Source organism: Candidatus Tisiphia endosymbiont of Beris chalybata (assembly GCF_964026555.1).
Lineage (GTDB): Bacteria > Pseudomonadota > Alphaproteobacteria > Rickettsiales > Rickettsiaceae > Tisiphia.
Map to the genome: position 1 here is coordinate 1248451 of NZ_OZ032159.1, position 23692 is coordinate 1272142.

The window sequence follows — 23692 nt, forward strand, 5'->3', positions numbered from 1 at the left end:
GCTTATAATGGGGAAATGGTATTACAGAAGGCTAAGCAAAAAAGGGATTCTATCAAGCAGCTTAGAAAAGCAGCTGGTTGGGATAATAATCAACTACTCACTATCTTAACGCCATGTTCGACTTTTTTTTAGCAGGTAACTAATTTTTCGAGTTGTGTTGGCACAAGTTTTAAAGACTTTGTCAAAAATGTAGCAATAGTATGAGCAAGTAATTTTCTAGCGATGCGAGATTGTAGATGCCAGTAACTCTTAACTCTGATAGCATTAATAGCAAAACGTTCTGTAAGCTGACCAATAACAGTTTCAATTAAACGACGAGTAGCAGTAATCCATTTAAGGAAATTCTTGGATCTATTATCCTTCATATTCTTTTTTAAAGGTGTTTGTAAATCAATGTTTTTGGTGGCCAACTCATCTTTTAAATCCTGACCAAGATAGCCTTTATCGCCCAGTACCATGCCACTAATATTAGGAGACATTACTTGCAGAGCTTCACGTTCAGACCCATTAGCAGGAGTTATCATGAATCCAGCTATTCGACCTTCTTCATTAATTAATACGTGTCCTAGAAAACCGTAATAATAGCTATCTTTCGAAGCGCAGTACCCATAGTCAGCGTATTCCTTAAAACATCGCCCTCTCGTTGCTCGGGCCAAATTTATTACAGGAATCGGTACCCCATCTATCATATGCAGATCTGATTTGCTTGCACTCTTAAACAAGTCGGCAAGCAGCATGTTCTTAATAGATAAAAGACCGCTACATTGCTTCACATAAGACGGTCTACTCTTTAGATTGGGAAACCATTCTTGAAAATGACGTTTAAAATATTCCCATATCTGCTTGTCTTGGTGCAAACCGATAAATTCTCCCACCACTTCCATTGTTAATGCTTCCACGTCACTTAAGCAAGGTGGAAATCCTGCTTTCCTTACTTTGATATTTTTGGTTATTATAGTCATTTTTTCTTCTATGAAACAATACACAGTAATGATAAACTCTTCTAACGTTAATTCTGGATAAGGGGAATATGGGAGGATAATAGATAATAAACGCCATGTTCGACTTTTTTTTAAGATTGACAAAAGAATAGGATAGCCTAATAAGGTCATAGTTCAATTATCGAGAAAGAAGCTATGACCCTAGAAGAGTTTATCATTACTGTGTATTGTTTCATAGAAGAAAAAATGACTATAATAACCAAAAATATCAAAGTAAGGAAAGCAGGATTTCCACCTTGCTTAAGTGACGTGGAAGCATTAACAATGGAAGTGGTGGGAGAATTTATCGGTTTGCACCAAGACAAGCAGATATGGGAATATTTTAAACGTCATTTTCAAGAATGGTTTCCCAATCTAAAGAGTAGACCGTCTTATGTGAAGCAATGTAGCGGTCTTTTATCTATTAAGAACATGCTGCTTGCCGACTTGTTTAAGAGTGCAAGCAAATCAGATCTGCATATGATAGATGGGGTACCGATTCCTGTAATAAATTTGGCCCGAGCAACGAGAGGGCGATGTTTTAAGGAATACGCTGACTATGGGTACTGCGCTTCGAAAGATAGCTATTATTACGGTTTTCTAGGACACGTATTAATTAATGAAGAAGGTCGAATAGCTGGATTCATGATAACTCCTGCTAATGGGTCTGAACGTGAAGCTCTGCAAGTAATGTCTCCTAATATTAGTGGCATGGTACTGGGCGATAAAGGCTATCTTGGTCAGGATTTAAAAGATGAGTTGGCCACCAAAAACATTGATTTACAAACACCTTTAAAAAAGAATATGAAGGATAATAGATCCAAGAATTTCCTTAAATGGATTACTGCTACTCGTCGTTTAATTGAAACTGTTATTGGTCAGCTTACAGAACGTTTTGCTATTAATGCTATCAGAGTTAAGAGTTACTGGCATCTACAATCTCGCATCGCTAGAAAATTACTTGCTCATACTATTGCTACATTTTTGACAAAGTCTTTAAAACTTGTGCCAACACAACTCGAAAAATTAGTTACCTGCTAAAAAAAAGTCGAACATGGCGTTAAGATAGTCATTTTTTCTTCTATGAAACAATACACAGTAATGATAAACTCTTCTAGGGTCATAGCTTCTTTCTCGATAATTGAACTATGACCTTATTAGTCTATCCTATTCTTTTGTCAATCTTAAAAAAAAGTCGAACATGGCGTATAATAAGGATTGCCAAGGGAGGCAACCTACAGTATTGAAGTTTTTGAACAAAAAAACAAACTGTAGGCATGAAGAAAGATATCACAGAATTATATAGTTTTATAGATGATTTTTGTAAAATTTATCTTGAATATGAAAAGAGCAAATTATTACCATCCAATAAGCAGAGAGATCGCGCTTGTAATATGAGTTTAAGCGAAATGTTAACAATAATAATTATGTTTCATACATCGCATGCTAAGAACTTTAAATTTTTCTATAAAACTTACGTCGAATATTTACATAAGAACGACTTCCCTAGCGCCCTAAGCTATAACAGATTTGTTGCTTTAATGCCGCGATTATTCATGCCCTTAAATATGTTGATTCATTTATTATTTGGGCAAGAAACAGGTATTTATTTTATTGACTCTACAACAATTAAAGCTTGTCACAATAAACGACGCTATAGTAATAAAGTTTTTAAAGGATTAGCCAAACATAGTAAATCCTCTATGGGATATTTTTATGGCTTTAAATTACATTTAATAATTAATAACCAAGGAGAAATTATGGCATTAAAAGTGACTAATGGTAATGTAGATGATAGAGTTCCGGTAGCGCAATTAACTAAAGGATTAACTGGCATTATGGCCGCTGACAAGGGATATATCAAGCAAAATTTGTTTTTAAATTTATATGAAAGAGGCTTAAAAATGATTCATGGAATTAAGAAAAATATGGCGAATAAATTAATGGATTTAAAGGAAAAAATCTTGCTTCGAAAACGAAACTTAATTGAAACAGTTTTTGATTTTTTAAAAAATAAAATGAATCTTGAACATACAAGACATAGATCTCCTATTAATGCTTTTGTTCATATTCTTTCTACCCTAGTTGCTTATTCTCTAAAAAAAACTAAACCTTCCACAAAACTTGACTTTAATCTATATATTCATAACTCTCTTATCCAGAATTAACGTTTCTAGGGTCATAGCTTCTTTCTCGATAATTGAACTATGACCTTATTAGGCTATCCTATTCTTTTGTCAATCTTAAAAAAAAGTCGAACATGGCGTTATTATAGCGATTTTAGCCATTTTCTTAAGGCTACACGCGCGGTTAATCTATTAGTAGATAAAAAATTTACTTTGACAACGATTTAGCTTTATTAAATAATTCTGTAGCGTCCTTAGATTTTCCAAGTTTTTGTAATACTTGACCTTTTTCTTGATAACTTTCAGTAAGTTCAGGTTTGTATTGTATAGCCAGGTCAAAATTTTCTATAGCTTCTTGGTATCTTCCTAACTTTATTAAAGATATACCCTTGTTATAATATGTCGGTGCATCATTAGGTTGGTATTTAATTGCTAAATTATAATTTTCTATAGCTTCTTGATATTGCCCTAACCTTTCAAAAGCTACTCCCTTGTTGTGATAGGCATTTGAATAATCAGGTTGGTATTTTATAGCTATGTTATAATTTTCTATAGCTGCATGTTGTTTTCCTAATTCTGATAAAGCATGTCCTTTTTCTAAATAGCTTTCCACATAATTAGGTTGATATTTAATAGCGAGATCAAAATTCTCTATAGCTTTTTGATATTTTTCTAAGTGTAATAAACAACATCCTCTTTCCAAGTAGCTTTCTGCATAATCATGTTTATGTTTAATGGCTAGGTCAAAATTTTCTATGGCATCTTGATATTTTTTAAATCTTTTAAAAGCTATTCCTTTATCATAATAGGATTTTGCAGCAGTGAGATCAGAATCGTTAGTTAAATCCTGATCTTGGATATTTTGTTGCAGTCTATGTTTGTTAGTAACCTCTTGGTTTAAAGATTCTTTGGCGGTTACAATTGTTATATTAAATAATAGCAATGACAGGATAGTTACAACTAACTTTTTTATCATACTCATAAATTACTTTTTATTTTTAAAATATTAATTTTTATTATCCTTGTTATTGCTTAAAGGCAAAGTAATATTTTGCTTTTTGATAGCATCTGTATTTAACCTCATATTATCCACTACTCGTCCCGCAGTTCTAACAATTGTTGAATTGCTGGTTTGATCAAATTGCTCTTTTAATTTGTTACTATCATCCTTGATATCAACAGTCGTAATTTCAAGATCTACTGCTTTCTCTCTTTCTGAGCTGGACAATTGATTGTCAAGTATTTCATCTACATTTTGACTATACAATTTTTTGCCTTTATTTAAATCAGATTTTACTGATTCGGCTAATGCTTTTGATGCACCTGTGCTATCTGTCACAGTAGCTTGCTCTTGTAATCTATTATTTGATTCTAGATAGTTGGTTTTCAGGTCCTCTTGTGTTGTCATTGGTGTATTGTTAATGATAGAATCAATTGACTGTAGATCTTTAACTTGAGGGTGACTATCGTTCCAATTACTTTGGGGTAATGGTTTATTTATACCAACTACTTCTTGTGCTATGTTCATAGCTTCATGACTGTGGTGGCTTGCCCATCTAGCTGCTTGTTCCTTGCTGGTTACTCCTGGGATATTTCGAGCAATAATTGCTTGTAAAACTGGTTCATTCATGTTGCGGTCAATAGTAGCGGAGTTACTCTCAACATAGTTTCTTTGGTTGGATAATTGTTGCATTGTTTGCGTTGTTTTAGCTATTTCTCTACTAACTGATTGTTGTTCATTCCAGGTACTAATTAAATCTTGGCCTAATGATCTAACTTCATCATTGCTAGTACTAATCCGATTATCTCTTTGAGCTGATTTTACTTTTTCTAAAGCATCATTATAGGCTTTTTGTTTGCTTGCTGATGTATCATAGGCTTCAGTTTTACTATTATTAGCACCTACTCCTCCACCTGCATTAACAACTCCTAAATTTAACCCTAAACTTGCATTAGTACTAGTAGAGGTTTCTTTTCTTTCACTACTACCGTAATTTTCGTTAAGAGATTGCCCTTGTAAAATAGATTCTTTGATCGCTTGATTTTCACTAAATGAAAAACCTTTAATCATTGAATCACTTTGGGCCCATTTTAAGGTCAGACTCTCGGATTGTCTTTGTTCTTGAGAATTAAGTTCACTCGATCTATTAGTTAATGACCCCATTTTACTTTGCGCAGTCATAAACTGGCTTTGAAGACTATCTGACCAAAGCTGAGAGGAACGAAAATTAGTTACCAGCGAGTCAACAGATTCAGTAATAAACTGCAGGGCTGCCGCACTTAAATATACTGTAAGATAGTGAGTAGTTGATTATTATCCCAACCAGCTGCTTTTCTAAGCTGCTTGATAGAATCCCTTTTTTGCTTAGCCTTCTGTAATACATTCAATGCCATGTGTTTAATAATAGCTATATTTTGAGGAGCATTACCTTTTCTAATACGTGAATCATCATCTCTAAAACTAACATCCAAAATCCAGTGCACACTATTCTCAATAGCCCAATGAGATCGGATTGCCATACCGATTTTTACTGCTTCTTGCTCTAAAGAGCTAATGTAATATCTTGTTTCTTCAGATAAAACTCCTTTTATTTCTCGTTTACTTATAACCTCTATAATTGTCTTAAGCTCCGGCCAATTATGTTGCTCCTGTAATTCTTGTGGCATAGTAACAGCTCGATAAATCCGTTCTTCAATACGTCCATGCTCACTTCCGTCAGTTGTTTGATTGATATCAACTGACAATTCATTCAGCAACTCTTTATCTGCAAATACTAACTTAATATCTTGGTGTAAATTTCCTTGATTACCTTTTAATGATAATATGTAATCTGCTTCTTTATCGATAATTGCTTGGGCAATCTCTCTTTGACAGCCCATAGCATCAATGGTAACAATAGCTCCTTTTATGTCTAGAATACCAAGTAATTTAGGTATTGCTGTAATTTCATTACTTTTATCAGATACTTTCTCTTGTGCTAACACTGTTCGACATTCACTAGCAAAAGCTGATACCATATGTAATGGATTCTTATCACCATCGAATGTATGACGAGACACTTTCCCATCTATAGCTATATGTGTGCTACTTGGAAGTTTTAAGCTACTTGCCCAAACGGTAAAGCATGTGCTGAATGTTTTAGGATCAAGTACTCGAAAAAAACGTCGTAACGTATCGTCAGAAGGAATTCCATTAGCATATGGAAACACCGTACGTAAAAATTCTAATTTTAACCTGCCAAATCGTTCAATATCTCGCCAACCTTCTGCTCCACAAATAATTGCAGTTAAAGTCAAAAATAAAATCTCCTCCACACTATGAAGCTTATTCCTATCAACTCTATGATCATTTATTCCATTAATAAAGTCTTCAAAACTTTCTCGTAATTCTTCTTCTCTCATGGTTACCACTCACTTATTTGTAACCACTACTATAATAATTTTTATTCAATATTACTTATATAATTTTTTATATGAGGCAGCCCTGAGCATAATCGGTTAAGCTATTGACAAGGAGTATGCTAATGCTTCAAAAAAATCAGTAAAATTTACGGCAATTTTACGAATATGATTTTTTATCCTAAACCAGTGATTCTCTATTGGATTTAAATCAGGCGAATAAGTAGGCAACAATATAATACTCGCTCCTACACTTTCTACTAATGTTTCTATTTCTTTTCTCTTATGTGTAGAAGTCAAGATTTGATCTTACAGGCAGGGTATTTTGTGTATCTGATTGTCGGATAAATTTTGATTGTCAGATATTTCCTTATAGTACATGCTCTGGTTAGATTTTTCAAGAGCGATGTGTTTCGAATCCAAAAAAGTTTGCATAGGTGTTTTGCCATAACAATACTTTCCTGAATGTGATCTATATCTGGTATACTGGAATAGCCATTCATCTACATCTCTTTGCAGCTCCTCTATTGAATTATAAATTTTCTTCCTAAATGCAGTATCATAAAATTCTTGTTTCATAGTCTTATGCAATCTTTCACAAATACCATTGGTTTGAGGTGAGTTTGCTTTAGTTTTGGTATGTTCAATTCCCTCCACACTTAAATATAATTCATATGCGTGATTTTCTAAGGTCCCACAATATTCAGTACCTCTATCTGTCAAAATTCTCAATATATCTATATTATGTTCTGTAAAGAACGGTATAACACGATCATTCAATATTTCTGCACTAGTAATAGGTGTTTTATCAGTATAGAGCTTAGCTTCTGCTACACGTGAATATGTATCAATAACTGTTTGCTGGTAAATCTTACCAACTCCTTTAATAGTACCTACATAATATGTATCTTTACGCCATGTTCGACTTTTTTTTAAGATTGACAAAAGAATAGGATAGCCTAATAAGGTCATAGTTCAATTATCGAGAAAGAAGCTATGACCCTAGAAGAGTTTATCATTACTGTGTATTGTTTCATAGAAGAAAAAATGACTATAATAACCAAAAATATCAAAGTAAGGAAAGCAGGATTTCCACCTTGCTTAAGTGACGTGGAAGCATTAACAATGGAAGTGGTGGGAGAATTTATCGGTTTGCACCAAGACAAGCAGATATGGGAATATTTTAAACGTCATTTTCAAGAATGGTTTCCCAATCTAAAGAGTAGACCGTCTTATGTGAAGCAATGTAGCGGTCTTTTATCTATTAAGAACATGCTGCTTGCCGACTTGTTTAAGAGTGCAAGCAAATCAGATCTGCATATGATAGATGGGGTACCGATTCCTGTAATAAATTTGGCCCGAGCAACGAGAGGGCGATGTTTTAAGGAATACGCTGACTATGGGTACTGCGCTTCGAAAGATAGCTATTATTACGGTTTTCTAGGACACGTATTAATTAATGAAGAAGGTCGAATAGCTGGATTCATGATAACTCCTGCTAATGGGTCTGAACGTGAAGCTCTGCAAGTAATGTCTCCTAATATTAGTGGCATGGTACTGGGCGATAAAGGCTATCTTGGTCAGGATTTAAAAGATGAATTGGCCACCAAAAACATTGATTTACAAACACCTTTAAAAAAGAATATGAAGGATAATAGATCCAAGAATTTCCTTAAATGGATTACTGCTACTCGTCGTTTAATTGAAACTGTTATTGGTCAGCTTACAGAACGTTTTGCTATTAATGCTATCAGAGTTAAGAGTTACTGGCATCTACAATCTCGCATCGCTAGAAAATTACTTGCTCATACTATTGCTACATTTTTGACAAAGTCTTTAAAACTTGTGCCAACACAACTCGAAAAATTAGTTACCTGCTAAAAAAAAGTCGAACATGGCGTATACTTGATATTATAGTGCTCAAGCCTAAATGCTAATGGTAAATACGAAGCAAAACTCCTGTCCTTCGTTACTTCGATATCAATAACTCGGAGCCTATCTCCGTCAACAGCACTAAATACATACGCTTTATTTTCTTTTTTTTAATGTAAGTAAAAAGCTCATCTAACTCCACTATATTAATATCTTTTTCTTGAACTTCCTCTATCTTCTCAATAAAGGCATCCTTAACCACTTTCCCCATCTTTTTTATCCAAACTGACACCACTGAATTATGTATTTTCTTTACCCTAGCTATTGCTCTAATACCCATTGAATTAATATACATCATTACCGCTTCTAATTTAAAATCTGCGCTATACTTAGATGCTTTGCCTCGAAACACACTATTACAAACTTTACATTTATATCTTTGTATAGCTTAAGTCATTGAGGTATGGACAAGTCAAGGGGGAAGTGATATAAGATTTAGGGAAGATAATAAAGAGAGAGAATACATGGCAGCCCCTTATCCATATGAATTACGTATAAGAGTAATATCGGCCCTAGAATCTAAGATGCCAGTAGCAAAGATAACGGGAATATTTAAGGTTTGTAGAGAGACAGTATATAAATTTAAAAATGACAAATTACTTAATAAAATATGTAATTTTTTAAAAAATTGATAATTGCCTCAACTAATCTGGTGGTTATCAATAGAAAATAACGAAAACTTCTTATAAATATCTATTCCCCAATTTTTGTAGCGGAATGGGAGTTCAAGTATCCATGCCTACTATATTTCCCGCGCACTACCGTATATGTATCGTAATGACCTAAGCTCTACCATCGTAGGGCTAGGCTTCGCGCCTAGCCCCTAATTCATCTTAATTGACTATAGTACAAGAACCGAAGGGCTTTTTATAGAGCCATAACGAACATAATTCTATCATTTAATTAACCGAAATTCGATATAAAAATATCTATTTTTATATCGAATTACTTACAGCTCGTATCAAAGAGCGAATTTAAGGATAGGGTATTCCTTTCTCTTCAAGAAGAGGTAGGAAGATCCTATCTTTCTCTATCTTTCTCTTTAATTTTACTATCCTTTAAAAATTTTAAGTTAGCATTACTAACCTGTGATGTATATTGGCCCTTATCTAGGTTTGATAATACATTTACTGGCTCAACTACTTTATCTGTAGGACCCTGCTGATTTATCTTATAAAATTTGGCTTCTGCTAATAATTGTTGATCTGCTAAAAACTCATTATCATTTTTATTCAAGTCAGCTCTTAACTGGCCAATTTTCCCTTGCTCTTTGATAAAAAACTTATCAAATTTTAAAAGCATCTCTCCAATTTTCTCTCCAATTTTAGGGGCATATTTTACTGCTAAGATAGTAGTAGGAGCTACTATGAGAGCAAAGTACATTCCCGCTGTAGCAACGGTTATTGCGCCAACCGCTATACTACAGATAGCTGTAACCATTTTACTGCTTGTTTGTTTAAATTCTTCAATTTTTCTAGAATGCTGGGCGGTAATATTTGCTATTTTATTAAGCTCTAAATTAATTTGATTAGTTATTGCGACTATATTTGGGGATTTTTTTAGAGCTCGCATTACGATAACCTCAAATATTGTAGGTTCAATTTGAATAAAATTTATTTTATCATGATTATTTTTTTCTTTTAATAAAGCTTTTAGCACTAATTTGAGAATATTGATTTCTTCCAAAGTTAGCTTATCAAAATATATATTTATTAAAGCATTAATTATTAAATCTGCTGATTTATTAATAATATTATTTTGCTCTTGAAAATTCATTAGATCGGTAGAGATAGCAACTGCAAATAACATTAATACTGTGGTAAAACTATCATCTGTTATAACTTTCTGCCCAATAAAAGTAGTTAATTTATACAAACAATTATTTATATGCTTTTTTATTTTAGGATTTGGGTGCAGCCTAATTTCGTGATCAATACTTATTATACACGCCAGTGTTGAGCACACTTGCTCGGGTAGATTGTTAAGTAGAGCGTGCCTAACCATTCTCTCTGACATCGTAATATTGTTAAGATTAAATCTCTTAATAATGTTCGTAGGCAGGCTCATCAGTTTATCCTATTAATTTATTATTAACTCTCTTTATGCCCTTTGCTTCTCAAGTAACAGTATACCAACTCTTCAGTTACGAGCAGTACACACTACTGGTTACCTTGCTATGTTCATCAAACTACCATCTTCTAGCCATAATATTTTACACGTAATTTCTTTATCTGGATATAATTTCTCAACTAAGTGGTGATAAAAATTTAGCTGATCAATATAAGCTTCGTTAATTAATCCAGCTCTTTTTGGGGGAAGCGCATCTGTTTTATAATCTATAATAGTAACTTTTCCATTACTAATAGCAAGTAAATCAATTCTACCTATTTTGATCTCACCATTAAAATTTATTCCTATTGTTACTTCCGTTTTTAGTTCTTGGGAAGCAAGAGTCATAAATTCTGGGTTATTAAGTAACTTCTCAAGGTTATGGAGAATTTTTTCTTGTAGAGGCAAAGGTAAATTATTAATATAAGGATGTTTGCTGGCTTGAGAAAAATTATTAATTTTTGCGGCATCTTCAAGAATCTTATGAAATATTTTACCGTACTCTAAGTGTTTTATGGGAAGCAAAGGGGAGGTAAAGGGGAAATTTTGTTTTGTAGGTTTTAATATTTTATTTAGGAGCAATGGATCAAAAAAGCACCCTGCTTGCTTGCTTTTTTCTACTACTGTAGCAGGTTCAAACGTTATTTGCTTAGCTGCGCTAATAATATTGAGATCACATGTATGTTCTATTTCTGCGCTAGAGCCATAAACTATAATATTAGACCTCTCTCTACACTCAGCTAACCCCGGGTGCGCTGTGGTTTTATGCTCCTTATCTTCTTCAGATTGCTTGCTTGATGTCAGCTGTGCAAGAGGTCTATTATCTTCATACGATTTGCCTTGAATTTTCATTGCTCTTAACACTAATTCATACCAACAATTTTGAGGGATAGTATTACTCAGTTGAAAGCCGCAAATAATTAAATGGTCTTCAGCTCTAGTCATTGCTACATAAAGTAATCTAATATATTCCTGCATATCTTTGAGTTGCTGTTGTTCTTTAAGGGCTTTAAAAAATTCTGGGCTATTAGAAGTTTTAGTAGTGGCGTATAGTCCGTCATTATGATCCCAAATAAATTTATTATTGCTAACAGGGAGTGAAGTAGTATCACACAAAATAACAATTGGAGCTTGTAACCCTTTAGCAGCATGTACTGTCATGATTCTTATTTTGCTGGAGGCTTCTAAGTTTCTTTTCACTTCTATTGTATTATTTTCAAACCAATAAACAAAGCTCTGTAATAAGCTATTTACATTATTAGCATAATTAAAGCTTAAATATATTAATTCGTTAATTAAGTCATTACTATCAAAGCCATTATTTGCTACTAAGGTTTTTCTAATATTAAAACAATCAACGATAAGAGAAAAAAAATTTCCACAATGAGTAGTTTTATATATTTGTATGAAGTGACATAATTTTTCATATATAGCCGCATATAGGGGGAGAGTAGATAGAGTTTCCCAAATAGATCTTGCTCCTCTTTCTATTGCCAGGCTCTGTAATGTTGTCTCATTAATTCCAATAATAGGAGATTTTAGTAAACTAGCTAAATTCAAATCATCTTGGGGGAGTAGTACAAATTTTGCTATGGACATTAAATCAAGTACAGATAAATTATTATTTAAAGTTACTCTGTCAATATCTTCAACCTGCACATTATATTTTTTAAGAGAGTTAATTATTTCAGAAACTAACTCATCTCTTTTGCGTACTAATATCATAAAGTCAGATTCTTTTACTGCTGCTTTAGTAGTAGGCAAGATTCGTTTACTTAATATTTGCTGTTTTATAAAACTAGCTATTTGATCTGCAATTACCGCTTTAGCAGTTTCGGCTTTATTAGGATTTGGTAAAGGCCAAAACAATTTATTTGTTGCCTCTGCTTTTACTAAAGGCCAAATTTCTACCTTCCCTTTATCACCCGTGCGGAATGGTAAGATTTTAGGATTTTCTGCAGGAAATAGCTGGGGAGTAGCATTTTTAATTTGTTCTAAAGTGATATAGACTATGTCGAGGATGGCTGCAGTTGATCTATAAGACCACTCTAAGGTGATATTCTTAAAGTTTCTATTAGATCGAGAAAAATTTTGTTGTAAGTTTTGATTAACAGAAGCAAAACAATTAAGATTTGCTCCTTGAAAACTAAAAATAGACTGTTTTTGGTCTCCTACTACAAAAATACTATTATCATGTTTAGTGGGAGTGCAAAAGTCTGCTATAATAGTAGTGATAATTTGCCACTGTTCTTCGCTAGTATCTTGCGCTTCATCAACAAGCAAATGGGAGATCCATCCATCAAGTTTATATAATATCCAGCTTTTTAAATCCTTATTATTTAATAATAGTTGAGTATGATAAATTAAATCATCATAATCCAGTAAATTATGTTTAGTTTTATAATTATCATATTTATCTAGGAAAATTTTAGCTAGTAACGTTAAGGCCTGGGAATAATGTTCCATAGCTTGCATTTTTCTTTGCTGGTCCACTTTAAAGACTTCTTCTTGCAGATACTCCAGAGCCTTTAATAAATCCGGCTGCTTAGTGGCTATAGATTTAGGTAAAATATTTTTTCTCTTAACCAAATCCTTAGTAAGGAAAAATTGCATAATGTCCTGGTTAGAGTCTATACTTAAGGAGTATTTAGTAAATAAGTTGCGTATTTTAACGGACAGTTCCTGCGGAAGGGAAGAATTACAGCTCAGGAATGCGCTAGCACCAAATTCTCCTGAATTGACTATATCTTGGTATTCTGTTATATTATATGCTCTTTTAGCCAATAATTTTCTGAACTTCATTTTTTGTTGAATTATTTCTAACAAAATATCATTAATAGTTATTTCGTGAAAATTAGTAAGGAAGAAGTTCATCAACTGATTATATTCCGGTTCTAAATAGATTTGATTCTTTATTCTTTGGGCAATTCCTGCGGCGGTAATATCATCAAGGATATCAAATTCTGGGTTAATACCTGCTTCGAAGGAAAATAATTTAAGTAATTTTTGACAAAAGGCATGAATAGTATAAATATTAATACCTTGATTAGAATGCAGTAATTGGTGATACAAAGTTTTTGCAGATTGTATTTCGTTGGCAAGCGGCTCTTTGGCAAGAAGCAGCCGCAGTTCTTTAATTAGGCTTTCTGGAGTGATTGAAGCAAAATGAAGAAGCTTACTTCTAATTCTACTCTGCATTTCAAAAGCAGCAGCATTGGTAAAAGTTAAACATAAGATCTTCTCAACAGAGGTACCGCTAATTAGTAACCTTAATACTCTGTCGGTTAAAATTTTGGTTTTACCAGTACCCGCTGAAGCTGATACCCATACTGAGTATTCAGGGTTTGCTGCTTGTTGTTGTAGTTTATTCATAACATAAATATAAGTAAATAGACTTCCTGCATAAGTCAAAAAAGCTCTCGGGATTTTTAGGAACAACGAAGCTGAGCCGAGCTGTGGACAAGGATGTATACTCGGTGAACTTCGTATACCAACTCTTCAGTTACGAGCAGTATACATGAGGAGCGGAGGTAAGTTGTGACGACAAAATCACCAACTAGAACGACTTATGCAGGAAGTCTAATTTATGAATTAGTACCCTTAATTATTGTAGAAAATTCTTTAAGTACTGCTTTATAAAGTTTGCGTTTAAAAGGAATAATGATGGATAATAATTCCTCAATTCTAGACCAGCGCCATTCTTCAAATTCCGGAGCGCTAGTATTAATATTTATATCTTCGTTAGTCCCAGTAAACCTAATGAGGAACCATTTTTGTCTTTGGCCACGAAAATTTCCATTCCACAATTTGGGGATTAAAATTTTAGGTAAATCATAACTATACCAATATTTGCTTTCAGCAATAATATGGCCTTTAGTAGAACCCAATTCCTCGGACATTTCCCGAAGGGCAGCATTGCTAGGAGTCTCTCCTAAATGAATACCCCCTTGTGGCATTTGCCAGGCAGAAATTTTGGTATCAATTCTTTTTCCCACAAATATTCTATTATTTTGGTCTATTATCATCATGCCTACGCTAGATCTATAAGGTAAGTCGCGATAATTTTTATAAAGGAATTCATTTTTCATGATTTTAGTTTTTGGTTGCAGAATATTACCATCTGATTTCCTTATTATTTTAGCTCTAGCCAGCTTTATCTCTAGCCAAGTTTGTCTCCATGTCCTAACATGATAACCTTATTTTTGCCCATTTTTTTTGCTTTATATAAAGCCTTATCCGCCCGTCCTATGAAACTACTAATAGTTTCCCCAGTTTTATATTCTGCTACACCAATAGAAAGAGTTTTCTTAATAGTTTTTTTTTGCGTTTTAATTTTAAAATCTATACATTCTATTTCGTTTCTTGCTCTTTCTGCTATATAACTACCTTCTTGAATGCTGGTATCATCTAACAGGATAGTGATTTCCTCGCCGCCATATCTTGCAATTAAATCTGTAACTCTAAAAATACTTTTAAAAATATTAGCAATAGTGATTAATATTATGTCCCCTGCTTGATGCCCATAAGTATCGTTCACTTGTTTAAAATCATCAATATCACACATTAATAAACATAGAGGACTATTATTACTATTAGCTTTTTTTACCATTTGTTTTATATGAGTGTCAAAATAATGCCTATTAAACATACCGGTCAATCCGTCTTTAATAGATAAGTTAATGCTTAACTCTAAGTCATTTCTTAAATTATCTTGATAGCGTTTTTTTCGTAGTTGGGTTTTAATTCGAGCTAATAACTCATTTTTGTCTACCGGATAGGTAAAATAATCATTGATGCCTAGTTCCAGGGCTTTGAGAACTACCGGAGTATCTTCTTCAGCTGCCTGTAATATTAGTGTTATATCGTGGAATTTAGTTCTGGATCTTAACATTACACTGATGCGCAACGGGTCTTCTTCTTCCAAGTCACAGCTAATAATCACTAAATCTGGGATATAATTAGGATTATCTTGAAGTTCATTAATATTAGTCACTACTTTGATGTGGGTAGTAAGTGTTGCCAGAATATTACTGATGTTTTTTGTTTGTACTATATCGTTATTAATTAATAATATTTTACTATTAGAAAAATTATCTTTCATTTCTATAGCTGAGGCCCCAAGCTCAGCATTGGTGGTATTCCTAAGCTTTAGCTCATCTATTATGGCTTTCATCCTTGCAAGAGATCTTACTCTGGCGAAAAGAGCAGTATCATCAATTGGTTTAGTCAGGAATTCGTCTGCCCCAGCTTCCAGCCCTTTTATTCGATCTTCAGTGTCCGATAAGGCGGTAACCATAATCACCGGTATATGGGTAGTAGAAGGGTTATTTTTAATTCTTCTGCAAGTTTCAAAACCATTCATATCGGGCATCATAACGTCGAGCAGAATGATATCAATTTTATTATTCTCCAGTATAGTAAGAGCCTTTTTGCCGCTACTAGCGGTAAAGACGATGTAATATTCTCCTAAAAGTTTTGCTTCTAATAATTTAACATTTGATGCTATATCATCTACTACAAGTACATTTGCGGTCATCTTAGTCTTACAAGTTTATACGTTTTTTAAATTTACTATACTTAACGCAGTTTTCCAATTATTTATTAGGTTTTGTGAACATTTCGGTCTAATAGTCGATCTCGTCGTTATTTTCGTCCTGGAATCCTCAGCTGCTCTTAGGGCACTACAGCTTGGCAAGCAAAAATGCCTATAAATCTCCTTGTCATATAGAAATGTTTATAAAACCTAGTTAAAAAATCGCGTAATAACTTGTGTTTATAACAGTTATTGTATATTTTGACTAACAGATTTGTATGATTTATATGCTAAAGCTTTGAAGAACCGTAATTTTGTTTTTAAGAGGTATACTGCTCGTACTTTAAGAACTGGATTTTATTTTAAATGGCGAGCGTTTGCTGCGTACATGCCAGTACGTGAGCACGTGAGTCCATGATAAAATAAAAAAACAATTTTGGAAAGACGAGTAGTATAGCCTGACGCTCCTTATCTGCATTTATATATAGCCAAATCACTTTGGCTATACGCTCTAGTAGCAGGCTTCGTTTTTTCTGAAAATTCCGATAGGGTAACTTTGGGTTATTGACGAAGGTTGAAAGTAATAATTTTAGATAAGTGATTATTAATATGAAAATTACCGCAAATTCCATTAGAGCTGGGAATGTTATAGTTTATAATGAAGAGTTATGGGTTGTAAGTAAAACTCCTGACCATACCAAGCCAGGTAAGGGCGGGGCTTACGTCCAGGTGGAGATGAAAAATTTAAAAACTAAAAATAAGCTTAATGAACGTTTTAGTTCGTCTGAGTATATAGAAAAAGCGCAACTTGAACATAAAGCTTTGCAATTTTTATATTTAGAGGATAATCATTTAGTGTTAATGGATAATGAAACGTTTGAACAAATTTTAGTGAATAAAGAAATCCTGGGGCAACGTTTACCTTTGCTTGAGAATAATATGACGTTAAAGGTACAGTTTTATGAAGAAGAACCTTTAGAGATTGAATTACCCCAAACAATTATTGTCGAGATTATGCAAACTGATCCAGTGATTAAAGGTTCTACTGTTACCTCTTCCTATAAGCCAGCTATTTTAATTAATGGTGTAAAAGTAATGGTACCTCCTTACTTAGTTTCAGGAGAAAAAATAGTGATCAAAACTGAAGATATAAGCTTTGTTGAAAGAGCAAAATAAATATCTTAGGGTAGTATCTTATGGAAATTATAACTAATGCACTGATTATTGCCTCGCGTAAAGTTGTAAAGTTTTTACGTAGAGATTTTTTCGAATTGGAAATGCTGCAAAGATCTAATAAAGGAAATTATGATTTTTGTCAAAAATCATATGTAAAAATTCAAGGCCTATTAAGTACAGAACTCCAAAGATATAGCAAGCATATATTTTTCCCTAATGATAAATTTATCCTAAATGCTCTAGATTCCGAAGATATGATATTAATGATAAATCCCATTGATAGCTTTAATAATTTAGAGAGAAGTCTACCATTTTTTGCTTTATCTATAACCTGTCTAAAGAAAATCAATAAAGTCTTCACTGCGATTTGTACGGTAATAAATTTTCCAGCCCTGGATCAGATTTATTACGCTGAAAAAGGGCGAGGAGTCAAATCAGAAAATAGTAATATTAATCTTAGTAGATTAAGAGTTTCAAGCCGCTCAAATATTAGTACTTCACTAATTGCTGTTGATAATATTAACACAGAGCTAAAATTTTTTAAAGATACTATGATCTTTGGTTCTCATTGTTATAGTATCTTAATGTTGATAGCAGGCAAGGTTGATGCGGTTTATTTTTCCTCTTTGGATTATACTTTAAAGCCTGGTTTTGAACTGTTGGTTTTAGAAGCAGGGGGTACAATTATAGATAATGATAAAACGTTTATTGCTACTAATTGTGAACTGGCAAAAGAATTTAAATGTAAAATAATATAAAAACTTTATTGGTAATTTAATTTTTTTGTTATAGCATATTCGTAATAATTTTGGTTGCAGCTTCGATTTATTATTAAAAATTATAGTCTTAGGTTTGTTTATGAAAAAATTCAGTGTTAATTGTGATTTTGGAGGGCAAATGGCTCCTTTTACTATATATATAGGTCAACCTGAGCCGGGCCATCATCCCTTGCATTTTCAAGCGGATTGGTTATCAAAACAGCGTGGTGGCACCATACCTGCAGAAGTGATGGATGCGGTAACTAAATTACAAGATCTAGCTAACAAGAATAATGTGTTGGTAGAAGAATTATGTGTCTATGCGCTTGGTTCTGCTCAAGAAAATGTTAATGAAGAGGCAAAGCAGAAGGCAGAGCAAGATGATCATCAGGAGGTAGAGCAAGACGATAATCAGGAGCCACAACCAGATGAATGATAAAAGAGTTGGATTTGTATTATAAGGGAGCGTACATATCAGTACGTGAGCAGGAAAATCCCTGATAAAACGAAAAAATAGCTCTTGAAAGACCAAGAATATACAAGATTATTGTCCAGTTTGTTAGAAGTTATAGAGAAATTTTTAGAGGAAAGAAATGAAGCAATATAGTGATTTTGCACGAATAATTCATCGGGAAGGTTATATATTTATTATAAGTTTTGCCGTGGTTACCTTTTTACTAGCTACCTTTAGTAGTACTCTTGGTTATATAGGCTTTATTATAACAATTTGGTGTATATATTTTTTTAGAAACCCTGATCGATTTACTCCTATTGATGATGATATAATAGTGAGTCCTGCAGATGGGATAATCCAAAAAATAAGTGAAGCCATTCCTCCTGCAGAGCTGGGGCTAGGTGAGCAGGAAATGATCCGCATAAGCATCTTTTTAAATATTTTTAATGTTCATGTGAATCGTATACCCGCCAATGGTAAGATTCTATCTTTATATTATAATCCAGGCAAATTTTTGAATGCTTCTTTAGATAAAGCAAGTATACATAATGAACGCCAATCAGTTTTAATGGAAACTAAAGGGGGGAATAAAGTTATCTTTGTTCAAATCGCAGGATTAATAGCTAGGAGAATATTGTGCGATTTGGAAGAGGAAGCAGAGGTGAAAGCAGGTGAGAGATATGGTATTATACGTTTTGGTAGTAGAGTAGATGTTTATTTACCCCTTAAAACTGCAATTTGTGTTACTGAAGGCCAAACGGCAGTTGGAGGTGAAACTATCATTGCAGATTTTAAGATGAAAAAAATATCTGAACTGAAATTTGAAAGACGATAATTTAACTATATACTACTCGTCTTTCAAAAATTATTTTTTTATTTTATCATGGACTCACGTGCTCACGTACTGGCATGTACGCTGAGCGCGCTCGCCATTTAAAATAAAATCCAATTCTTGAAGTACGAGCAGTATACTCCTCTGATATGAATTTGCATGCGTGGTTGCTCAAATAGCTCCCCTATTATTAACTATAGGCTCTACCATCGCGCCTAGCAGCAAAATTATCGGAAGAGGAGTATAGATTTCCTTACATAGAACCTAATATTAAAACCAAAAACTTTAAAATTGTGTAAATGATATAGGTATAAGTTGCTAAAAATACGTAAAGTTAAAATAATAAAACCAATTCCTTTTATAAAATTATTACCTAATTTTATTACTTTATTAGGTCTAGTAGTCGGCGTTAGTGCTATTAGATTTGGTTTAGATGGTAGATGGGAAAAAGCAGTATATTGTGTGTTAGTGGCAGCAGTAATTGATGGGATTGATGGTCGAATAGCCCGTATGTTGAATGCTACTACTCCATTTGGAGCAGAACTAGATTCGTTGTGTGACTTTGCTAATTTTGGGGTGATTCCAGCTTTTCTGCTATATTTATGGTCTTTTCAGCAATACGAATATAAAGTCCTCTCCTGGGGGTGTATATTATTGTTTATTGTATGCATGGTCCTTAGATTGGCACGCTTTAATACTGCTATTTTTCATGCAGTGCATAATAAAAAAATGGAGCGCTTTTTTACTGGGGTTCCTGCGCCTTGTGGAGCCGTGCTTGCTGTAATCCCGATGATTTTGGATTTTGAAATAAGTAGTATTTTAGGAATTAGTATACGTGCTCATACCGTGAGTATAGATTTATACATTGTGGTAGTTTCTTTTTTACTGGCTAGTAGATTGCCCACTTTTTCTACGAAGAATATTAATATAAAGCATGAATATTTATTCCTGTCAATGTTTGTGTTTACAGTGATTATAATAAGTTTTATAATATATCCATGGTATTTATTTCCGTTAATCGCTTTGTTATATATATTTTCTATACCTGTTTGTTATTTTGTTAATAAAAAATTTTATTAAATTATTATCGCTAGTTTATGCTCAACTTATATAACAAGTATAAGGCTCATCCTTATTCTAAATATGTGCTGATATTAGGCGGCATATTGGCTATATACTTGATGTATAGAGTGTATATTTGGGCTAATACTGAATCCACAGATAATGCGTATATTGACGCGGATATCTCTAATGTTAGTTCTGAAGTTAGCGGAGTGGTGGTAAAGATATATGTGGCAGATAATATGCTGGTAAAAAAAGGGGATATTATAGCTGAGATTGATGATAGGGATTATAAATCACGCCTTGCTTCGATTGAATCTGCTGTTAAGACCTCTCTTAAGAATGTGGAGGTTATAAAACAAGAAATTTTAATAGGAGAAATAAGTTTAAAACAAAGTAGAGAGGCTTTAGAGTTCGCGGATGCTAATTTTGAAGCCAATTCAAAGGACTATAGCAGGACCGTCGAGCTTAATAAAGAAAGTTTTGCTAGTAATAAAATATTAGATAACTCAAAAGTGAGCTTTACTAAAGCTAAGACCGAATATAACCAAGCGCAATTAAATTTACAAATGGCCGAGCAGAAACTCTCTCTTTTAACTTTACAAAAAGATGTGGAAGAAGAAAAATTAAAAGGATTATTACAAGATAAAAATGTGATAGCACGCAGTTTGGATAATACTAAACTTTTAGCTCCGGTAAATGGAACCATAGCAAATAGTAGCTTACAAGTCGGGAATTTTATTAATCAAGGTAGGGTAGTATTTTTTATTGTGCCAGATAAAATGTATGTAAGAGCTAATTTTAAAGAGACCCAAATTGGAAAATTTGTAGTGGGGCAACAGGTTAAATTACAATTTGATTCTTTACCTAAAAAAGTAGTATATGGTAAGATACGTAATTTCTCTCCTGCTACTGGCTCAAAATTTAGCCTGATACCTTCAGACAATGCTACAGGGAATTTTACTAAAATTGTTCAGCGAATACCTGTTTTGATAGATTTTGAGTTACCTGAAAACATTAAAAGTAATAAATTAATTCCCGGAATGTCCTTGGTGGTATCTGTTAGAACTAATTAACCTTATATAAGGCTTACTGCATAAGTCGATCTAGTTAGTGATTTTGAGTTGGTGATTTTGTCGTCCAGAATTTTGTCGTCAAAACTTGTCTTCGCTCCTCATGTACGTCTATGTACGCTGCGGTTCTGCGCCCCTCATCTTCTTCAAATTCCCGATACAAGCTTCGAGAGAATTCTAATTTTTAAATTTCTGATAGGCCGATAATATGGCGCCACGTTCTAATTATACTAATTTATCCAATAAACAACTTCTTGCATTTTTTGCCATGGTTATAGGGATGTTCATGGCAATATTGGACATCCAGATTGTCGCTAGCTCTTTATCGGTGATTGCCGCGGGTCTCTCTGCTTCTAGTGATGAATTATCTTGGGTTCAAACCTCCTATTTAATAGCTGAGGTCATTATCATCCCAATGACCGGCTTCACAGCTCGGCTTCTTTCTACCCGCATTTCTTACTTTGTTGCTACCTTAGGCTTCACTATCATGAGTATCTTCTGTTCGCTTGCTACCAATATTGAAACCATGATTGTTTTTAGATTCTTACAAGGATTTTTTGGGGGAGCGATGATCCCAACCGTTTTTAGTGTAATCTATATAATTTTTCCACCTTCAAAACGCCCAGTAATTACCGTAATAGTAGGTTTAGTAGTCACCATAGCCCCAACACTTGGCCCTACTCTTGGAGGCTATATCACCGAGTTCTTATCTTGGCATTTTATGTTTTTATTAAATGTTATTCCTGGTATTTTTGTATGTATTGTCGTATATTTATATGCGGATTTCGACAAGCCAAATTACAATTTAATGAAGAATTTTGATTGGGCGGGTATCGGCATACTTAGTATTACTCTTGCATGTTTACAGTATGTATTAGAAGAAGGTAGTAAAAAAGGATGGTTCCAAGATAGTTATATATTATTCTTAATAATTTTGATTATTGTAGGTTTTATTTTATTAATTTTTAGAGAACTGACTTTTTCAAATCCAATTTTAGACCTAACGACTTTTGCGAATAAAAATTTTACTTTCGGTTGTGCCTATTCTTTTGTAATTGGAATTGGCCTTTATGGGGCAGTATATTTATTACCGCTATTTTTATTTGTGATTGCGGGTTTTAATACGGTACAAATCGGTTTTACTATGATGGTGACGGGAATCGCGCAATTCTGTTCTGCTCCTTTAGCTGGAAAAATGTTAGGTTCTGGCATAGATTTGCGCATTATGCTAGCTTTTGGGCTAGGTATGTTTGGCTATGGCTGTTATTTAAATAGTTTCTTAACAGTAGAGGCAAAGTTTTATGAGTTTCTCCTGCCGCAGTTTGTCAGAGGTTTGGCCTTAATGTTTTGTTTTTTACCAACTAATAATATTGCTCTTGGATCGATGAGTAAAGAAAAAGTAGGAAACGCAAGTGGATTGTACAATCTCACGCGTAATCTAGGGGGGGCAGTGGGGCTTGCAATTATCAACACTATGCTGACTGATAAGACTAAAACTTTTACTCAATATATTAATGAAAATATTCCTGCCACTTCTGTTACTGCTCTAATGAAAATAGATTTTTTGCAGCAATTTTTAAATGGAAAAGTAATTGATCATGAGAAAGCAGCGCTTTTTTTATTAGCAAGTAATATACATGAGCGCGCATTTGTAATTGCGATAAATAATGTATTTCAGTCTATCGGTTTATTATTTTTTATAGTTATGTTGTTATTGCCTTTTACCGGAAATACTAATATTAAGAACGATGAGATGAATGTACACTAAGATTTTTACGGCCGCTACTTTATTATTACTCTTATTTGGCCTGCTAGGGTTTCCTAGTAAAGGGGTGGATAGTTTATATTTAGGCTTGCCTGTCATATCCTACTTATTTGCAAGAAAATTTAAGTTGATACCAAGGCGCTTTTATTTAAGTTATCGTGCTATATTATATTTTATTTGGTTAATAAAAGAAATACTGATATCTAGCTTACTAGTTATAAAAATTATATGGCGTAGGGATCTTAATTTAAATCCAGTCTTTGAGTGGATAGAACATGAGCAAGGCAATGATCCAGATATTGTATTATATGCTAACTCTATTACTGTTACTCCTGGAACAGTAACGCTTGATATCGCCAATAATATGTTATTAGTTCATGCTTTGGAGCGCTCATCAATTGATAATCTAAAAATTACTAATCTAAAAATTGGTAGTTTAGCTATGGGGAAAAGGATTAAAAGAATTTCTTAGAACTGTTTTAGAATCAGGAAT

At 33.5% G+C, this 23692-nt stretch carries 24 protein-coding genes and 2 pseudogenes; 13 read left to right on the plus strand and 13 right to left on the minus strand.

Translation table 11 applies throughout. The features are described from left to right. Positions 1 to 128: 128 nt before the first annotated feature. Positions 129 to 1112, minus strand: a complete 984-nt coding sequence (locus AAGD44_RS06075; RefSeq protein ID WP_341763540.1) for an IS982 family transposase — start codon at positions 1110 to 1112, stop codon at positions 129 to 131. A gap of 24 nt (positions 1113 to 1136) precedes the next feature. On the opposite strand from AAGD44_RS06075, the gene AAGD44_RS06080 reads away from it, so the two are divergent. The 3 genes from AAGD44_RS06080 (at position 1137) to AAGD44_RS06090 (ending at position 3334) form a co-directional block, all read left to right on the plus strand. Beyond that, on the plus strand, positions 1137 to 2021 hold the full coding sequence (locus AAGD44_RS06080; RefSeq protein ID WP_341763539.1) for an IS982 family transposase: 885 nt from the start codon (positions 1137 to 1139) through the stop codon (positions 2019 to 2021). 236 nt (positions 2022 to 2257) lie between these two features. Then, a complete protein-coding gene (locus tag AAGD44_RS06085; RefSeq protein WP_341763461.1) occupies positions 2258 to 3148 on the plus strand; it encodes an IS982 family transposase in 891 nt (296 codons plus the stop codon). Between the two features lie 39 nt (positions 3149 to 3187). Beyond that, positions 3188 to 3334, plus strand: a complete 147-nt coding sequence (locus AAGD44_RS06090) for a hypothetical protein (protein WP_341763538.1) — start codon at positions 3188 to 3190, stop codon at positions 3332 to 3334. Here the strand turns inward: AAGD44_RS06090 and AAGD44_RS06095 are convergent. The 5 genes and pseudogenes from AAGD44_RS06095 to AAGD44_RS06115 all read right to left on the minus strand — a co-directional run. Further along, positions 3315 to 4082, minus strand: coding sequence for a tetratricopeptide repeat protein (locus tag AAGD44_RS06095; protein WP_341763537.1), 768 nt, complete (start codon positions 4080 to 4082; stop codon positions 3315 to 3317). The genes AAGD44_RS06090 and AAGD44_RS06095 overlap by 20 nt on opposite strands. Positions 4083 to 4112: 30 nt before the next feature. After that, positions 4113 to 5288 carry a hypothetical protein gene (locus AAGD44_RS06100; RefSeq protein WP_341763536.1) on the minus strand — a complete coding sequence of 392 codons (1176 nt, stop codon included), beginning with the start codon at positions 5286 to 5288 and terminating at the stop codon, positions 4113 to 4115. Positions 5289 to 5386: 98 nt separating this feature from the next. Further along, the gene (locus AAGD44_RS06105) at positions 5387 to 6508 is read right to left on the minus strand and encodes an ISAs1 family transposase (protein ID WP_341763535.1); all 1122 of its coding nucleotides are present in this window, start codon (positions 6506 to 6508) and stop codon (positions 5387 to 5389) included. A 96-nt stretch (positions 6509 to 6604) separates the two neighbouring features. Then, complete coding sequence (locus AAGD44_RS06110; protein ID WP_410520978.1) at positions 6605 to 6805, minus strand: transposase; 201 nt, start codon at positions 6803 to 6805, stop codon at positions 6605 to 6607. A 9-nt stretch (positions 6806 to 6814) separates the two neighbouring features. Further along, positions 6815 to 7417, minus strand: a pseudogene (locus AAGD44_RS06115) (integrase core domain-containing protein); the annotation flags it as partial. Between the two features lie 84 nt (positions 7418 to 7501). Between AAGD44_RS06115 and AAGD44_RS06120 the strand changes: the two are divergent. Beyond that, positions 7502 to 8386, plus strand: a complete 885-nt coding sequence (locus AAGD44_RS06120; protein WP_341763539.1) for an IS982 family transposase — start codon at positions 7502 to 7504, stop codon at positions 8384 to 8386. A gap of 88 nt (positions 8387 to 8474) precedes the next feature. On the opposite strand, the gene AAGD44_RS06125 is transcribed toward AAGD44_RS06120, so the two are convergent. Beyond that, positions 8475 to 8735, minus strand: a complete 261-nt coding sequence (locus AAGD44_RS06125; protein WP_341763818.1) for a hypothetical protein — start codon at positions 8733 to 8735, stop codon at positions 8475 to 8477. Between the two features lie 166 nt (positions 8736 to 8901). Here AAGD44_RS06125 and AAGD44_RS06130 point away from each other — a divergent pair, with 166 nt between their 5' ends. Further along, entirely contained in the window at positions 8902 to 9069 is a 168-nt protein-coding gene (locus AAGD44_RS06130) for an IS630 transposase-related protein (RefSeq protein ID WP_341763819.1), read from the plus strand. 388 nt (positions 9070 to 9457) lie between these two features. On the opposite strand, the gene AAGD44_RS06135 is transcribed toward AAGD44_RS06130, so the two are convergent. From AAGD44_RS06135 to AAGD44_RS06155, 5 genes and pseudogenes are all read right to left on the minus strand, one after another. After that, positions 9458 to 10504: an RP853 family protein gene (locus tag AAGD44_RS06135; RefSeq protein ID WP_341763820.1), complete on the minus strand. Its 1047-nt coding sequence runs from the start codon at positions 10502 to 10504 to the stop codon at positions 9458 to 9460. Positions 10505 to 10603: 99 nt separating this feature from the next. After that, positions 10604 to 11398, minus strand: a complete 795-nt coding sequence (locus AAGD44_RS06140) for a PD-(D/E)XK nuclease family protein (protein WP_341764699.1) — start codon at positions 11396 to 11398, stop codon at positions 10604 to 10606. Between the two features lie 12 nt (positions 11399 to 11410). Next, positions 11411 to 13918, minus strand: a pseudogene (locus AAGD44_RS06145) (UvrD-helicase domain-containing protein); the annotation flags it as partial. Positions 13919 to 14130: 212 nt separating this feature from the next. After that, complete coding sequence (locus AAGD44_RS06150; protein WP_341763821.1) at positions 14131 to 14634, minus strand: RNA pyrophosphohydrolase; 504 nt, start codon at positions 14632 to 14634, stop codon at positions 14131 to 14133. Positions 14635 to 14705: 71 nt separating this feature from the next. Further along, on the minus strand, positions 14706 to 16082 hold the full coding sequence (locus tag AAGD44_RS06155) for a PleD family two-component system response regulator (RefSeq protein WP_341763822.1): 1377 nt from the start codon (positions 16080 to 16082) through the stop codon (positions 14706 to 14708). A gap of 606 nt (positions 16083 to 16688) precedes the next feature. Here AAGD44_RS06155 and efp point away from each other — a divergent pair. From efp to AAGD44_RS06185, 6 genes are all read left to right on the plus strand, one after another. Further along, the gene (efp, locus tag AAGD44_RS06160) at positions 16689 to 17255 is read left to right on the plus strand and encodes an elongation factor P (RefSeq protein WP_341763823.1); all 567 of its coding nucleotides are present in this window, start codon (positions 16689 to 16691) and stop codon (positions 17253 to 17255) included. A 20-nt stretch (positions 17256 to 17275) separates the two neighbouring features. Next, on the plus strand, positions 17276 to 18013 hold the full coding sequence (locus AAGD44_RS06165; RefSeq protein ID WP_341763824.1) for an inositol monophosphatase family protein: 738 nt from the start codon (positions 17276 to 17278) through the stop codon (positions 18011 to 18013). Between the two features lie 100 nt (positions 18014 to 18113). Then, complete coding sequence (locus AAGD44_RS06170) at positions 18114 to 18449, plus strand: DUF2610 domain-containing protein (protein ID WP_341763825.1); 336 nt, start codon at positions 18114 to 18116, stop codon at positions 18447 to 18449. Between the two features lie 157 nt (positions 18450 to 18606). After that, the gene (locus AAGD44_RS06175) at positions 18607 to 19302 is read left to right on the plus strand and encodes a phosphatidylserine decarboxylase (protein ID WP_341763826.1); all 696 of its coding nucleotides are present in this window, start codon (positions 18607 to 18609) and stop codon (positions 19300 to 19302) included. A gap of 312 nt (positions 19303 to 19614) precedes the next feature. After that, positions 19615 to 20379 carry a phosphatidylcholine/phosphatidylserine synthase gene (locus AAGD44_RS06180; RefSeq protein ID WP_341763827.1) on the plus strand — a complete coding sequence of 255 codons (765 nt, stop codon included), beginning with the start codon at positions 19615 to 19617 and terminating at the stop codon, positions 20377 to 20379. Positions 20380 to 20396: 17 nt separating this feature from the next. Then, on the plus strand, positions 20397 to 21437 hold the full coding sequence (locus AAGD44_RS06185; protein WP_341763828.1) for an HlyD family secretion protein: 1041 nt from the start codon (positions 20397 to 20399) through the stop codon (positions 21435 to 21437). Between the two features lie 34 nt (positions 21438 to 21471). On the opposite strand, the gene AAGD44_RS06190 is transcribed toward AAGD44_RS06185, so the two are convergent. Further along, positions 21472 to 21597: a hypothetical protein gene (locus AAGD44_RS06190; RefSeq protein ID WP_341763829.1), complete on the minus strand. Its 126-nt coding sequence runs from the start codon at positions 21595 to 21597 to the stop codon at positions 21472 to 21474. 45 nt (positions 21598 to 21642) lie between these two features. Between AAGD44_RS06190 and AAGD44_RS06195 the strand changes: the two genes are divergently transcribed. Next, on the plus strand, positions 21643 to 23202 hold the full coding sequence (locus tag AAGD44_RS06195; RefSeq protein WP_341763830.1) for a DHA2 family efflux MFS transporter permease subunit: 1560 nt from the start codon (positions 21643 to 21645) through the stop codon (positions 23200 to 23202). Continuing rightward, positions 23192 to 23671 (plus strand): Na+/H+ antiporter subunit E, encoded by a 480-nt coding sequence (locus AAGD44_RS06200; protein WP_341763831.1) that lies wholly within the window; start codon positions 23192 to 23194, stop codon positions 23669 to 23671. Before AAGD44_RS06195 ends, AAGD44_RS06200 begins: the two co-directional genes overlap by 11 nt. Positions 23672 to 23692: the final 21 nt, after the last annotated feature.

Coding starts and splice junctions, on each gene's coding strand:
- AAGD44_RS06075 (WP_341763540.1), bottom strand. CDS start 1,112: ATGACCTTATTAGGCTATCCTATTCTTTTGTCAATCTTAAAAAAAAGT.
- AAGD44_RS06080 (WP_341763539.1), top strand. CDS start 1,137: ATGACCCTAGAAGAGTTTATCATTACTGTGTATTGTTTCATAGAAGAA.
- AAGD44_RS06085 (WP_341763461.1), top strand. CDS start 2,258: ATGAAGAAAGATATCACAGAATTATATAGTTTTATAGATGATTTTTGT.
- AAGD44_RS06090 (WP_341763538.1), top strand. CDS start 3,188: ATGACCTTATTAGGCTATCCTATTCTTTTGTCAATCTTAAAAAAAAGT.
- AAGD44_RS06095 (WP_341763537.1), bottom strand. CDS start 4,082: ATGATAAAAAAGTTAGTTGTAACTATCCTGTCATTGCTATTATTTAAT.
- AAGD44_RS06100 (WP_341763536.1), bottom strand. CDS start 5,288: ATGACTGCGCAAAGTAAAATGGGGTCATTAACTAATAGATCGAGTGAA.
- AAGD44_RS06105 (WP_341763535.1), bottom strand. CDS start 6,508: ATGAGAGAAGAAGAATTACGAGAAAGTTTTGAAGACTTTATTAATGGA.
- AAGD44_RS06120 (WP_341763539.1), top strand. CDS start 7,502: ATGACCCTAGAAGAGTTTATCATTACTGTGTATTGTTTCATAGAAGAA.
- AAGD44_RS06125 (WP_341763818.1), bottom strand. CDS start 8,735: ATGATGTATATTAATTCAATGGGTATTAGAGCAATAGCTAGGGTAAAG.
- AAGD44_RS06130 (WP_341763819.1), top strand. CDS start 8,902: ATGGCAGCCCCTTATCCATATGAATTACGTATAAGAGTAATATCGGCC.
- AAGD44_RS06135 (WP_341763820.1), bottom strand. CDS start 10,504: ATGAGCCTGCCTACGAACATTATTAAGAGATTTAATCTTAACAATATT.
- AAGD44_RS06140 (WP_341764699.1), bottom strand. CDS start 11,398: ATGAAAATTCAAGGCAAATCGTATGAAGATAATAGACCTCTTGCACAG.
- AAGD44_RS06150 (WP_341763821.1), bottom strand. CDS start 14,634: ATGAAAAATGAATTCCTTTATAAAAATTATCGCGACTTACCTTATAGA.
- AAGD44_RS06155 (WP_341763822.1), bottom strand. CDS start 16,082: ATGACCGCAAATGTACTTGTAGTAGATGATATAGCATCAAATGTTAAA.
- efp (WP_341763823.1), top strand. CDS start 16,689: ATGAAAATTACCGCAAATTCCATTAGAGCTGGGAATGTTATAGTTTAT.
- AAGD44_RS06165 (WP_341763824.1), top strand. CDS start 17,276: ATGGAAATTATAACTAATGCACTGATTATTGCCTCGCGTAAAGTTGTA.
- AAGD44_RS06170 (WP_341763825.1), top strand. CDS start 18,114: ATGAAAAAATTCAGTGTTAATTGTGATTTTGGAGGGCAAATGGCTCCT.
- AAGD44_RS06175 (WP_341763826.1), top strand. CDS start 18,607: ATGAAGCAATATAGTGATTTTGCACGAATAATTCATCGGGAAGGTTAT.
- AAGD44_RS06185 (WP_341763828.1), top strand. CDS start 20,397: ATGCTCAACTTATATAACAAGTATAAGGCTCATCCTTATTCTAAATAT.
- AAGD44_RS06195 (WP_341763830.1), top strand. CDS start 21,643: ATGGCGCCACGTTCTAATTATACTAATTTATCCAATAAACAACTTCTT.
- AAGD44_RS06200 (WP_341763831.1), top strand. CDS start 23,192: ATGTACACTAAGATTTTTACGGCCGCTACTTTATTATTACTCTTATTT.